General features: G+C 57.4%; 10 protein-coding genes and 1 pseudogene. 6 read left to right on the top strand and 5 right to left on the bottom strand.

Annotation, left to right across the window (positions count from 1 at the left end):
- Window positions 1-36: 36 nt before the first annotated feature.
- Window positions 37-414 (top strand): annotated as a pseudogene (locus KK078_RS21595) (SusD/RagB family nutrient-binding outer membrane lipoprotein); the annotation flags it as partial.
- A 119-nt stretch (window positions 415-533) separates the two neighbouring features.
- On the opposite strand, the gene KK078_RS21590 reads toward KK078_RS21595, so the two are convergent.
- Genes KK078_RS21590 through KK078_RS21570 form a run of 5 tightly spaced genes read right to left on the bottom strand, consistent with a single transcriptional unit; the run spans window position 534 to window position 8,680 of the window.
- A complete protein-coding gene (locus tag KK078_RS21590) occupies window positions 534-1,847 on the bottom strand; it encodes a gluconate:H+ symporter (protein WP_254092400.1) in 1,314 nt (437 codons plus the stop codon).
- A 15-nt stretch (window positions 1,848-1,862) separates the two neighbouring features.
- Window positions 1,863-3,575: an IlvD/Edd family dehydratase gene (locus KK078_RS21585; RefSeq protein ID WP_254092399.1), complete on the bottom strand. Its 1,713-nt coding sequence runs from the start codon at window positions 3,573-3,575 to the stop codon at window positions 1,863-1,865.
- A gap of 10 nt (window positions 3,576-3,585) precedes the next feature.
- Window positions 3,586-5,187, bottom strand: coding sequence for an aldehyde dehydrogenase (NADP(+)) (locus tag KK078_RS21580; RefSeq protein WP_254092398.1), 1,602 nt, complete (start codon window positions 5,185-5,187; stop codon window positions 3,586-3,588).
- Between the two features lie 11 nt (window positions 5,188-5,198).
- Entirely contained in the window at window positions 5,199-6,035 is an 837-nt protein-coding gene (locus tag KK078_RS21575) for a fumarylacetoacetate hydrolase family protein (protein ID WP_254092397.1), read from the bottom strand.
- Window positions 6,036-6,046: 11 nt separating this feature from the next.
- Window positions 6,047-8,680, bottom strand: coding sequence for a glycoside hydrolase family 3 C-terminal domain-containing protein (locus tag KK078_RS21570; protein WP_254092396.1), 2,634 nt, complete (start codon window positions 8,678-8,680; stop codon window positions 6,047-6,049).
- A 262-nt stretch (window positions 8,681-8,942) separates the two neighbouring features.
- On the opposite strand from KK078_RS21570, the gene KK078_RS21565 reads away from it, so the two are divergent.
- From KK078_RS21565 to KK078_RS21550, 5 genes are all read left to right on the top strand, one after another.
- A complete protein-coding gene (locus KK078_RS21565) occupies window positions 8,943-9,818 on the top strand; it encodes an AraC family transcriptional regulator (RefSeq protein ID WP_254092395.1) in 876 nt (291 codons plus the stop codon).
- A gap of 20 nt (window positions 9,819-9,838) precedes the next feature.
- Window positions 9,839-11,362, top strand: coding sequence for a gluconokinase (locus tag KK078_RS21560; protein ID WP_254092394.1), 1,524 nt, complete (start codon window positions 9,839-9,841; stop codon window positions 11,360-11,362).
- Window positions 11,363-11,765: 403 nt separating this feature from the next.
- Window positions 11,766-13,019 carry a hypothetical protein gene (locus KK078_RS21555; RefSeq protein WP_254092393.1) on the top strand — a complete coding sequence of 418 codons (1,254 nt, stop codon included), beginning with the start codon at window positions 11,766-11,768 and terminating at the stop codon, window positions 13,017-13,019.
- 148 nt (window positions 13,020-13,167) lie between these two features.
- Window positions 13,168-13,302, top strand: coding sequence for a hypothetical protein (locus tag KK078_RS30530; RefSeq protein WP_262898753.1), 135 nt, complete (start codon window positions 13,168-13,170; stop codon window positions 13,300-13,302).
- A complete protein-coding gene (locus tag KK078_RS21550) occupies window positions 13,296-14,174 on the top strand; it encodes a hypothetical protein (RefSeq protein ID WP_254092392.1) in 879 nt (292 codons plus the stop codon). Before KK078_RS30530 ends, KK078_RS21550 begins: the two co-directional genes overlap by 7 nt.
- Window positions 14,175-14,224: the final 50 nt, after the last annotated feature.

The raw sequence follows: 14,224 nt of genomic DNA, 5'->3' as shown, positions 1-14,224 counted from the left end.
GTCATATGTGTATAAGAGAAATAATATTATGAGGAGGGCGTTCGGGCCAGCATGGACGAGTGGTCTCTTTACCCCAACACGCCCGACGTTGCCATCAGCGCGGAAGAGCAGGACGCGTACCTGGCACAGCCCGATGTTGCCTTTAACACAACGGACGCGCTGGAGCAGATCAATACCCAATACTGGATCGCAAACGTGGTGAACGGCGCCGAGGCGTTTGCCAACTTCCGGAGAAGCGGATATCCGGCGCTGACACCTAACCCGGCTAACGGCGGGCTGAGCGGTGGTGGATTCGTCCGGCGGATGGCATACCCGGATGACGAAAGCTCGGAGAACGAAACCAGCTACCAGGCGGCTGCCATCGCGATCGGCGGTGACAATCTGACTACCCGGGTATTTTGGGATAATCCATAAACATTGTCCTGCGCGATCGGTCCGACGCGTCGCGATGATACGACAAGCGGAGTATACCGGGTGAGCCTGGTATACTCCGCTTGTTTTTTGTAAGGGTATAGAAAAATGATGTTCAATCCTCAGAGCAGGTAGTCGATGCACAGAACACCCAGCAGCCCAAGCACCGATACCAGCGATTCCATCAGCGTCCAGGAGCGGAGCGTGTCCTGTATGGTCAGGCCGAAATACTCTTTGAACAGCCAGAACGCCGTGTCGTTCACGTGCGAGCAGAAGAGGCTTCCCGCGCCGATGGCAAGGACCATCAGGTTGGGATCGATCCCCGTCTGCTGCACGAGCGGAGAAATGATCCCCGCCGCCGTCAGACCGGCGATCGTCGCCGAACCGAGGGCCAGCCGCAGGCCCGCCGTTACCAGCCAGGCCAGGAGGAGCGGCGGCAGGGGCCAGCTTTTAAGACCCGTGGCCAGGTCGTTGCTTACGCCGCTGTCGATAAAGATCTGTTTCAGGATGCCCGCGCTGCCGATGATGAGCAGGATCATGGCGATGTCCTTGACCGCATCGGTATAGATCGCCATGATGTGCGACAGCTTTTTGCCCGTGTATAGTCCCAGCGTGCAGGTGCTGATGACCAGGGTCAGCGACATGGCCACGTTTGGTTCGGCCAGGAACGACAGCATCCGCTGCGCAGGGCCGGACGTGATCCAGAACTTTTCGAGCAGGGTGGTGACGCCGATGACAATGACCGGCAGCAGCGACGATGCGAAACTGTTGAGCACGCCCGGGAGATCGTCTTCATGCTTGTCCGGGCAAAGGTCGACGACCGACGTGGCCGATGGCATGCGTTTCAGGGACTGCGCAAACAACGGACCAGCCACGACGATGGCCGGGATGGCGATGATCATCCCATAGCCAAACGTGGTGGCCATATCGGCATCGAATTGCATGACCAGGGCGATCGGCGAAGGATGCGGGGGAAGAAAGCCGTGCATGACGGAAAGCGACGCGAGCATCGGCAGACCGATGTATACCAGGGGCAGGTTGTACCGGTATGCCACGGAGAAGATGATCGGCACCAGCAGTACGAAGCCAACATTATAATAAAGCGGGATCCCGACCGCAAACCCGGTGAAGGTCATCGCCCACACCAGGTACCGCGTTCCGAATACCTGTTGCATCACGCCGGCAATGCGCTGCGCAGCGCCGCTTTCGGCCACGAGCTTGCCCAGCATGGCGCCCAGTACGATGACGATCGCCAGCGACCCCAGCGTATCGCCGATGCCCTTGGTGACAGCTTTTGAAATGTTTTCCAGCGGCATTCCCAACCAAAGCCCCGAAAGTATCGATACCCCGAGGAACGCCAGGAAGGGGTTGATCTTTGCCCAGGTGATCAGCAAGACCAGGCAGCCGACGCAGGCGATCAGAATAAATAATGTCATGACCGGAGCTTGCCGCTAATGAGAATCCCGCAGAACACGCGAACCGGATTTCCCCACCAGGAAATCGAGGTCCGCGCCTTTGTCAGCCTGTTGCACATGATTGACATAGAGATTGACATACCCGCGCGTGGCCGCCGGCGCCGATCGTTTCCAGTGTGCTCTGCGCCGTGAAAGCTCTTCCTCGGAAACATCCAGGTGGATCTTCTTTGCTTCGACATCCAGCTCCACCAGGTCGCCATTTTCCACCAGCGCCAGGTTGCCGCCGATGGCCGACTCGGGCGATACGTGCAACACCACCGTACCGTAGGCAGTGCCGCTCATCCGCCCGTCGGAGATCCGCACCATGTCGGTAATGCCTTTGTCGAGGAGCTTCTTGGGCAGCACCATGTTGCCGACTTCCGGCATGCCCGGGTAGCCTACCGGCCCAACGCTTTTTAAAACCATGACACAGCTTTCGTCGATGTCGAGATCGGGGTCGTCGATCCGATGATGATAGTCCTCTATATTTTCAAAGACCACCGCCCGGCCCCTGTGTTTCATCAGCGCCGGTGTAGCCGCCGACGGTTTTATGACGGCGCCGTTCAAGGCCAGGTTGCCTTTCAGCACCACGATGCCTGCCTCCCGGATGATCGGATTGTCGTATTCCGCGATCACCTGCGTGTTATGACATACCACGCGCTCCGCTATATTTTCCCGGTGTGTCTTGCCGTTCACCGTCAGGGCGTCCAGGTGGAGAACGGACTGTAATTCCTGAAGTATAACGGGCAAGCCTCCCGCATAATAGAAGTCTTCCATCAGGAATTTGCCGGATGGCATCAGGTTGAGCAGCAAGGGGACTTTACTGCCGACCGTGTCGAAGTCCTCCAGGTTCAAGGCCACGCCGATGCGGCCGGCAATGGCCGTGAGGTGAATAATAAAATTAGAGGAACCGCCGATGGCGGCGTTGACCATGATGGCGTTCTCAAAGGCTTCGCGCGTCAGGATCTTCGACATCTTCAGGTCTTCCCGAACCATCTGCACGATCCGCCGGCCGGAGAGTTGCGCCAATACTTTCCGGCGCGAATCGACCGCGGGTATGGCCGCGCCGCCGGGCAGTGTCATGCCGAGCGATTCGGCCATGCACGCCATGGTAGACGCGGTGCCCATGGTCATGCAGTGTCCGGGACTACGCGACATACAGCTCTCGGCATGCGCGTATTCGTCGTACGATATTTTACCGACCTTGAGCTCGTCCGTCAGTTGCCACACCGCCGTACCCGAGCCTATATCCCGGCCCTGGTATTTGCCGTTGAGCATCGGCCCGCCGGGTACCACCAGCGTTGGCAGGTCCACGCTGGCCGCGCCCATCAGGGTCGACGGCGTGGTTTTGTCACATCCGGTGAGTAACACAATTCCGTCCAGCGGGTTGCCGCGGATAGACTCCTCGGCATCCATGCTGGCCAGGTTCCGGAACAACATCGCCGTAGGCTTCAGCAGCGTTTCTCCGAGCGACATGATGGGGAACTCCAGCGGAAACCCGCCGGCTTCGTACACGCCGCGCTTTACCCACTCGGCAATATCCCGCAAGTGCGCGTTACACGGCGTCAGCTCCGACCAGGTATTGCAAATGCCGATGACCGGGCGGCCATCGAACAGATCTTCGGGGATGCCCTGGTTCTTCATCCAGCTTCTGTAGATGAATCCCATTTTGTCCTTCTTCCCGAACCATTCCGAACTTCTGTAGCTCATATCCTTGTGCTTAGTTTTTTACGGGGATTATTTCCTTTGTGCGATGACCGTTGACGAGGCGCCAGATCCCCAGCGGATTTTCGTTCTGCAGCGCGGCCGGCAATAACGCCTGCGGCATCTGCTGATAGCACACCGCCCGCGTGAACCGAAGGATGGCCGCCGTTCCCACCGAAGTACTTCTTCCATCGGTGGTGGCGGGATAGGGGCCGCCGTGCATCATCGCGTGGCAGACTTCCACGCCGGTGGGAAATCCGTTGATCACCAGGCGGCCCACGCGTTGCTCCAGGATCTCCAGCAAGTCCCGGTATGCCGCCAGGTCATGATCGGTGCCGTGCACCGTCGCGGTAAGGTGTCCCGTCAGGTTCCGGGCGATCGTCAGCATCTCATTTTTTGACGTCGTGGTAACGACCATGCTGGCAGGGCCGAATACTGCGTCCGCCAGCGCCGGATGCGCGGTGAATGCCGCGCCGGTGGTCTTGAAGAGCACGGGGCTTGCGCAGCGGGTGGCCTCGTTTTGTTTTCCCCGGGCGAGCACGTCGACAGGGGGTTGTGCGGCATGCCTGTCAATTCCGGTTGAATAGGCGAGGAGCATGTTCTTTGTCAGCATCGGACCGCCCGAGGTCGTTTCAAACGCCGCCCGGAGGTGCTGCTCAAACGCCGGCGTCGAGATACTTTCCGCGTGGATCAATAACCCCGGGTTGGTACAGAACTGTCCCGTGCCGAGTGTGACGGAGGCCGCGAATCCCTGCGCGATCGTCTGCATATGGGCCTGCATCGCTTCCGGCAGGACAAATACCGGGTTGGTGCTGCCCATTTCCGCATAGACGGGAATGGGTTTGTCGCGTCGCACGGCGGCATCGAACAGCGCCTTTCCCGCGGCAAAAGATCCGGTGAACCCGACCGCCGTAATATGGTGATCGGTTACCAACGGAATGCCTACTATACGTCCGTCACCCTGCAGGAGTGAGAATACACCTTCGGGCATCTGCGTGGTCCGGGCGGCCCGCTGAATGGCCCTTCCCACCAGCTCCGATGTGGCCGGATGCGCTTCATGCGCTTTGACGACAACCGGGCATCCGGCCGCCAGCGCCGAGGCCGTATCGCCCCCGGCAACCGAAAATGCCAGCGGAAAATTACTGGCGCCAAAAACAGCCACCGGCCCCAGGGCCATGAGCATATAGCGCAGGTCCGGTTTGGGTAACGGTATACGCGCGGGGTTCGCGGTGTCGATCCGCGCATCCACCCAGGAGCCTTCGCGCAGCAGGTCGGCAAACATGCGCAACTGATTGACTGTACGGTCGCGCTCGCCTTCGATCCGCGGTTTCGGCAGCGCTGTCTCTTGCATGCAGATCCCGATCAGATGATCGCCCAGCGTTTTTAGCTCGTCCGCGATCGCTTCCAGGAACGATGCCCTTTCTGTTCCCGATAGCCGGCGGTAGTGCTGAAAAGCCTCAGCCGCTTTCGCGCACGCCAGGGATACTTCGCCGGCCGTGGCCGTTGCGAAATGGAAAGGCAACGGTGTGCCCGTGGCGGGATTGTACGATTGAAAGAACTCGGCGCCTTTTGCGCTTTGTTCCGAGCCGATCAGTTGATTTCCTTCGATGGGTGTCATAGGCGGGACCGTCAGGCGACGGTGTTTTCGAGTGTACCGATGCCGTCGATCGTGATCCGGATCACATCGTTCGCCTGCAGCGTAAAATCATCCGGCGGAACGATCCCCGTACCGGTCATTAAAAATGTACCATACGGAAAGCTGACCTCGCGGAACAGGTATTCCACCAGCTCCGTATGTTTTCGTTTCATCCGGTCGATCGAGATCTCGTTGGAGAAAACAGTTTTCCCCTGACGCTGTATAACGATACTAATCGTTGTGTCCGCCGCGATCGGTCTTTCGGGTACGAACAGACAGGGCCCGAGGGCCGTGGCGCCGTCGTACGACTTCGCCTGCGGCAGGTAAAGCGGATTTTCTCCTTCGATGTCCCGGGAAGACATATCGTTGCCCACGGTATAACCTTCGATGCTTCCGGCCGTACAGACGAACAGGGTAAGCTCGGGCTCCGGAACATTCCACCGCGAATCTTTTCGAATGCGCACCGCCTGGCGCGGACCCACCGTGCGATACGCCGGCGCTTTAAAAAAAAGCTCGGGCCGGTCGGCTTCGTATACTCTGGCGTAGAAGTCGCCGCCGCCCGCGTCTTTTGATTCCTCCATGCGGGCTTCGCGGCTTCGCAGGTAGGTAACGCCCGACGCCCACACTTCCTGGTCCTCTACGGGAGCCAGGGCACTGGTCTGGCAACGCGCGGCGAGCGTTGGCTCCGCCTTGAGCTGCGCAAGCTCGGCCAGGATCTTCGCATGAAGCCCGGGGCGATTGATGAATTTGTTCCAGTCCGTTTCGTTCGATAAAAAATGATCGTGCTGGTGCTCGATGATAATTCCCCGGGGTGTTTTATAGAGTTTCATGGTATAGGCGTTTAGGGTATAGGTAATAACGTTTTCAGGACATTAGACGTCGTCGGTACGCCGGTATCGGGCTGGCCGCCACCGACGCTCACCTCCAGCTGGCCGGAGATGCCCGGCGGGATCTTCGCCGTCAGCCGGATCTCCCGCGTTTCACCGGCTTTCAGGTGGATCCTCGTGTATGAGATCAACGAACGGATCGGATGCCGGATCGTACCCGCGACCTGGGGCGACGAAGCATATACCTGGACCACCTCGTCGCCGTCGAATTTTCCGGTGTTTTGCAAACGCGCTGAAAGCGCCAGGCTGTCCGTGCCGGTTTTGCGTGTTGCCTGCAGGTCCGCATACACGAACGACGAGTAGCTCAATCCATGTCCGAAAGAATATAGCGGTTTTCCCTGGAAGTAGCGGTATGTTTGGTTGGATATAGTATAGTCGTCAAAGCGGGGCAGGTCGTCTGCCGATCGGTAAAACGTTACCGGCAGCCTGCCGGCGGGATTGTAGTCGCCAAACAGTACATCGGCGATGGCCTGCCCGGCCGCCTGGCCCGGATACCACGCTTCGACGATCGCGGGCAGGTGATCGTTCTCCCAGTTCACCGCCAACGCGCTGCCGTTCAGTAAGACCAGCACGACGGGTTTACCCAACGCGTGCATGTTCCTGATGAGCCTTTGCTGTGTCTCCGGCAGGTCGATGCGCGTCCTGTCGCCGCCGCGGAATCCCGCGATCTGCACGTCCATCTCTTCGCCCTCCATACGGGCGGTCAGACCCATGCACAGCACGACCACATCGGCCTGGCGGGCGATCGCTATGGCGTCGCGCAGAAGGTCTGGTTTCGGCGCGGCCCAGACCAGCTGGACCTGGGCGTCGGCAAATGTTTCAATGGCCTCGACCACAACTTTATACTTCCGGCCCGCCTCGAGTCGCATCGGCGTGGTTTTCCGCAGGCGGGGATCGCCGTATTCGTCGCGGAAATGATACACGGTTTTCGCGACCAGGCTGTCGTCGATATATAGCCGGGTATTGCACGTCGAGATAAAGCCTAACCGGTACGTACCCGAATGCTGCGGTTTGATCTCGCCCTGCCACCGCACGCTGAAATTGTCGTCATCCATGTCTTCGCGCGGGGCCTTGTCCGACCAGTTGGCATCCAGTGTCGGACTTACGGCGGTGTACAGCGGCTGGCCCGTCAGCGTGATGTTGTTATAGTATGCAGCGGTTAGTCCCGGTGTGTTTTCACCGGTAGAGAGCATGTCCGCCGGGATCGTGTAGAACATCGGCATACCGTCTGCTAATTCAGATCCTTGCGCAAACAGCACCCGGGTGTGTGGTGTAACCTTTTCCCGGATGCCCTGCAGCGGTGTAATGGCCCGGGAGGGTACGCCATTATAGTTGCCGAGAAGCATGAGCCACTGATCCGCGTTGGGACCGATGACCGCGATCGTACCGGCATCTTTTTTTAGCGGAAGGAGATTGTTTTCATTCTTTAACAGCACGATCGACTTCCGGGCAGCCTCCAGCGCCAACGCCCGGTGTTCTTTGCTATCGACGACGGAATAGGGTGTCTGCGCATAGTTTACGTTTTCGATAGGATCGAACATGCCCAGTTTGAACCGTGCTTTAAAAAGTCTCTTTACCGCCGTGTTTATAGCTTCCTCGTCGATGAGCTTCCGGTTGACGGCTTCTTTGAGATTCGTGTAGACGCTCCCGCATTCCAGGTCCGTTCCCGCCCGGACGGCTACACTGGCTGCTTCTTCGGGTCCCGCCACAAACTTATGGTGCTTGTAGATGTCGGTGATCGCCTCACAATCGGAAACAACGTACCCCTCGAAGCCCCATTCCTTTCGCAGAATATCGTTCAGCAGGCCCGGGCTTCCGCAGCAAGGTTCGCCGTTATACCGGTTGTACGCGCACATGACGGAGTAAGGTTTGCCGAGCCTGACGGTCATTTCGAAATGGGGGAGATACATTTCGCGCAGGTCGCGCTCGTGGGTCGTAGCATTGAACGTATGGCGTTCGGGCTCCGGTCCGCTGTGTACGGCAAAGTGCTTTACCGTGGCAACGGTTTTCAGATAATGAGGATCGTCGCCCTGCAAGCCCCGGATGAATTCAACCGCTAACGTCCCCGTGAGAAAGGGATCTTCGCCATAGGTCTCCTGGCCGCGGCCCCAGCGCGGATCGCGGAAGATGTTGATGTTCGGCGACCACAACGTAAGGCCCTGGTAAATGAACCGTTTATCCCTTCGTGCGAAATGGTGGTGTTTGGCGCGGGCTTCGTCGGCAATGGCCGTGGACACCGCATGCATCAGCGCGGGGTCCCACGTGGCCCCCAGGCCGATGGCTTGCGGAAACACCGTGGCGAGCCCCGCGCGGGCCACGCCGTGCAATCCTTCCGACCACCAATTATACCGTGGTATATGGAGACGTTCGATCGCCGGCGCATCGTGCACCATCTGGCCGATCTTCTCCGCCAACGTCATGCGCGCCACCAGGTCGTCAACCCGTTGATCGATGCTCAGCGCCGTGTCCAGGAAGGGAAGCGTTACGTCTTCTTTTTTATCCGTACAGTCTGTGCCCATGAGCGCAGGGAATAACAAGAGACAAGTATACAATGCCTTGTTCACCCTCCGGATCAGCCATTTCTTCATAAGATGTGTCGTGTCGGGGTCGTTCAGTCTTCGCAAAACCTTACCATCAGCCTGTAAGCTGGTGATTCCGGTGAAGACAAACTTCTAATAAACGCCACCGTAGAATTTTAAACACCGTAGCCGGGTCGATATAAATCCTGAATTTTGATGTTCGGGTATTGGTATATCCGGCTCTTTTTTTTCAGATTTGTCTGACATGGGTGTTTGCAGCCTCATGCGGGTTTATCACAATACGGCTTGGTATTCTTGATCTCGTCTCGCAATGAACCAGTTTTTTTTACATCATGGTGTTTCAAAGGAGCTGGAGGCGTTTGGTCATATTCACGAGATGGGTATTCGAAAGAATACCAGCATTCAGCTCAACTCCCTTTGCCCGACCACGACCGACGATATCCGGATCTACTATATCCTCGATGGAAAGTTTGAATGGTTCATCAATGGCCGGGATCATATCCTGTTCCCGGGCGATCTTGCCGTGATCTTACCCGGTCAGCCTTTTGCCGGAAGCCGGGGCTTTGTCGATATCGGCACGTTGTGTTGGATCTGTATCGGGGTGAAGCAGGTCGACAGCCGCAAAATGGTGCTGGGCGATTGGAGCGGCTTGTCGGAAAGCGATAGTATTACGATCAGCAAGGTCTTGCACCTGAACAACATCGCGGTCTTGTCGAAAGTGAAAGAAGCGTTTGGTATCCTCCAGGCGATCAAAGACGAGTTGTGCCAGCAGGAGATCGGGTACGGCACGCGGGTCAATCACCTGATCGACGACCTCCTGATCTTTATTGCGCGGCAATCCAGTCACCAGACGAATCTGCGCCGGGACTTTCCGGAGACGTTCACAAAACTGGAAGAAGCGTTGCGCCAGAACCTGTCCCATCAATGGACGGTAGAGGAGATGGCCGCGCTGATCGGTCTGGGAACGACCGCGTTCTCCGAGAAGGTGAAAAACTATACCGGCTTTTCACCGCTGAACTATCTCATTAATATCCGGATCTCGGAAGCCATCAAGCTGTTGAAAAAACAGGAGATCAATGTAACGGAGATTGCGTTGGAAACGGGATTTTATTCATCCCAGCATTTTTCAACGACGTTTAAGAAACTGACGGGCTATACCCCCGTGGAGTTCAGGAAGAAGAAATAATAAACTAAACAGATATTGAAATGGAATGTGTCATTACCGTCGAGCTTGGAACGAACGCGGTACGTATCTTTGCCTTTGATCTGAACGGAAACGTGGTGGCGTCCGCGAAAGGCTCCTATCCGACATTCCACGTCCAGCCGGATCATAGCGAGCAGGACCCCGAGCAGATCTTTATTACCATGTTGTATGTATTAAAGAACCTGATCACGGAAAAGCTGCAACCTCAAAAGTATGCCGTCCAGTCGATCTGCTTTATCGCGTCCATGCACAGCCTGCTGACGATCGATAAACAGGGAGCGCCGATCGGAAACGCAATCACCTGGGCCGACAACCGCGGCAAGCGGGAAGCACAGGAGCTGAAAGATTCCGATCTCGGAAAAGCACTGTATCATGCCACCGGCACGCCGCTCCACCCCATGTCACCCCTGGTGAAGATCGCATGGCTGAAGAACAACGACAAAGAGCGGTTTACGCAAGCATCAAAGTTCCTCTCCATTAAGAGCTATATTCTTCAGCAGCTTACCGGAGAATATGTGATCGACTTCAGTCTGGCATCCGCCACGGGCCTGCTGAACATCCACACGGTGCAGTGGGAAGCCGATGCGCTGGCGTTTGCCGGCATCCGCCCGGCGCAGCTGCCGGAATTGATGTCGGTGTTTGGCGTGCCCGGGAAACTGCGCAAGGAATATCAGAAGCTCTTGGGCTTACGGGCGAATACGAAGGTCATGGTAGGTTCCAGCGACGGCTGCATGGCAACCCTGGGGGCAGGCGCCTGGCGCGAAGACAAAGCCACCGTGACGATCGAGGATAGCGGCGCCGTACGCGTGGTGGGCAGGCAGGTGTTGCATGACGACCGCCAGCGGTTCTTTAACTACCTGCTGGCCGAGGATTATTATATCTCGGGCGGCCCGACAAACAACGGTGGGGTGGTGTTTGAATGGTTTGCCAAACAGTTCGGAGACTTCAGTGCCCCGTTCGACACCGAGCAGATCATGGAGAACCTGATCCACGAAGCAGCCCACGTCCGGCCGGGATCGGACGGCTTGCTGTTCCTGCCGTACCTGCTCGGCGAACGTGCACCGATCTGGAATGCCAATGCCCGCGGATCGTATTTCGGGTTGAATATCAAGCATGAACGACAGCATTTTATCCGGGCCACCATCGAGGGCATCCTGTACGAGGTATACAGCATCGGGAAGATACTACAAGAACATCGCACCATCAAAAGCCTGTCGGTGAACGGCAGCTTTGCCACCATTCCGTTCTGCGCGCAGCTCATGGCCGATATCTTCAACAAACCCGTGAACATGGTGACAAATTCCAACAGCGCCAGCCGCGGCGCATTTTTGCTCAGCGCCATCGACATGGGGCTCTACCCGAATTTCGAGGAGGCCGCGGGAAGCACCGCCTACCGGGAAACCCTCCAGCCGCGCGAGCACGATCATGCCACCTATGGTCAGTACTTCCAGGTTTTTGAGCGGCTCAGCGTAAAGCTGAAAGAAGAATTTGAGGTGATCGCCGAGCTTCAGCGCGTACGGCGGTAAAATCGCCGCGATATTCCGTACGACGGCAGGGCCGATCTCCGACTGCCTGGTCTATTTACCCTGAAAATATACCGATGACACTATAAAAACATCATAAAACATACATATATCTGGTATGTATGTAAATTTTGGGGTATAATTGATATAGTAAAAAACGGAAGACCCCTATAGTAGTTGTTACCCCAAATCCTAAACTATAGAAGATGTATCAATTGTATCGTTACACGCAAGACCTTTCTCCTCCGGATGTTCCCTGCCATAGTATAGCGACAGGCTGATCCTGATTTTATAGAAGGCTTTTTTCTGTTTCAATCGGTCGAGCGGTTCGATCGTGTCTGTATCCTATTGTTTTATCGTAAACGGGAGAACGAGCTTTTCTTCCGGATACTAATGTATTGTTTGTATGGAAGATTTTGACAACGCTACACCCGCGCCATTACTCACTCCGTTGATCGTGCTGGTGCATAAGTATATACAACGCAGCCCGGCCACCGCGGGCTCCGGCGGAGGCCTGCGCGAGGTCAGGGATACGTTTCACCGGGAGGCGGAGCGTGTCAAGCGTGCGCTGATGCGCCTGCGGATTAAAAGAACGGACGAATGCCGGTACCAGGTGCGCGTGGCCCAGCAAGACCTGATGGAATTGATCGACCTGGTGGTGGCGGAAGGCGGCGCGGCAGAGATCGAAGCATCACCGGGATATACTCGTTCGGTGGTCGGCCTCCTGTTCAAAGGGCTGGAGGGGCTGCTGGCCTATATCGAGCATGGCTATCCCGGGCAGTTCGACCATGAGATCCCGTTGTGCGATGGTCAGCGTGAAATATGGCAGCTCCGGATCCACCGGCAATTGTCGGTGATCAGCCCGTGGTTCCGGGAGCAGGGATTGTCCGGATCCCTGTGGGACATCGTATCGGAGCCGTTCTGCGAAATACTGGCGCCGGCCGGGCTGCCGCTGGTTTCGCACCGCGAGTGGAAATATCTCTCCAAACTTTTGACCGAGCTCGAGCAGCTGGCGAAGAACGAGGTGACGGATGCCGAAGAAGCCCTGCTGTGCCTGCTGGTGCATCACAACTTCAACAAAGATCAGTACCTGGAATACTGCACGCACTACATCGCGGCGCAGGTGAGCGACAATGAGCCTACGAACGAGGAACAGCTGGCCCGGGTGCTGCGTTACCGCAACCTGATCGACGCAGTCTATCCCACGGCGGCGCACGTCGGCCTGTGGCCGGGGCACGACGCGCTTCATACACGGCTGATGCGCTGGATGGATCGGATCCAGGCCTATTACCAGGGGGCGGTGGAGAACCCTGGCGAATTTGGAGAGCAAGACGTATCGACGCGGCGCAAGGGGCCGGCGGGTTGGCAACGCGTGCGAACCACGGCATCGCTCAAGGAGCTGGCCGGGTTTTTCCGGTTGTTACTCGAATGCGGGTTCTTTCGCGAGACGGTGTTTGCCACTATATCCCGTTTTATCGCCTTTGGATTTTCGACCGGAAGCTCGACCGAGCCTGTCTTTGGAAACGTCAGGAAGGCGTTCTCCGATCCGTCCGACGTGGCCCTTCGTTTTGCCGAGGAGCTGTGTAAAAAGATGCTCCAGCTGATCGCCGAGATCCGCAGCGGCAAAAAGATCTTAAAGGATTCGAAAAAAAGATCCTAGAAGATATACTATACCGGCGTTCAAAAGGCTTCATTCCGTCATTTTTAGCGGGGGACTCCCGGGGGACTCCGGTTTTTGGGGTCCCCCTGGGGTCTGGCGCGGCGGTATAGACCGACCGTAGTTTAGTGACATATTAAATCCAACAGATATGTCATTATACCCTGTAACAACCGATGCGCTGCGGGCACTCCGCGAAGCGCCGCGCCCGACCACGTCACCGTCTCCTGCGCTGCGCGTGGAAGCATGTGATCTCGATAACGCTAACCCGCGCACACCATGGTAAATTTCGTCAGACACATTCGCGCGGTGATGTACAAGCTGGAAGCCGACAGCCGCATCGAGGTATACCATGTAAGCTTATACTGGGCGCTGTTCCAGACCTGGAACGAGCACCGGTTTCAGAACCCCATGCGGATCTACCGCGACGAGATCATGGCGCGCGCCAAGATCCGTACACGCACGGTCTACGCGAAATGTATGCGTGAGCTGGCCGCATGGGGCTACTTCACCTACGACCCGTCGACACGCCGTTTCGAACCCTGCCTGGTGGCGATGCGCCGGTTCGATGGGGCTCCGCACACACGGGTAGAGACATCCTGGTATCCACTGGAACCTGTCGCGGAGGCCGGGAACGAACCCGCCACGGGTCCTGAAAACGGGACAACGGCCGGGACCACGTCCGCGACCAGGACACGGACCCCATCCGGTACAACGACGCGGACAGACGGCAGAACACAGTATATAAACAGTATAAACGATCCAACCATTCAAAACGATGTAAACGCTGATGAGCAAGCCCATCCACTTTCAGATTTCGGTAACGATCTTACCCCTCCGGCCGAAACGCCCGGCGGCGAAGAAAAAAGTAACGTCCGGGGGGCCGGGGGCGGCGCCGGCGCAGAAGCCATTCCCGCCAGCCTCGACCACGTCTACCCGTTCTTCGCCATCCTCCGGAGCACGCGCGTCGAAGCCGAAAAATTCTTCCACTACTTCACCTCGAACGGCTGGAAAGTAGGGGGGCGGTCGCCGATGCGCGACTGGCGCGCCGCCGCCCGCAACTGGGTGCTGAACGCCGTGCGGTTCCAGGCGCACAACGGGCCGACCCCCGGCTCGCTGGCCTCTCCCGGGCCGCAGAACCACGCAGAGCCTTTATGAAAAACAGCGTGACCCGATCGCCATCGGGTCACGCTCATCCACAACCTTTC

It is taken from the genome of Dawidia soli, assembly GCF_018598185.1.
Classification (GTDB): Bacteria; Bacteroidota; Bacteroidia; order Cytophagales; family Cyclobacteriaceae; genus Ohtaekwangia; species Ohtaekwangia soli.
This window is presented reverse-complemented; position numbering and strand designations above follow the sequence as displayed.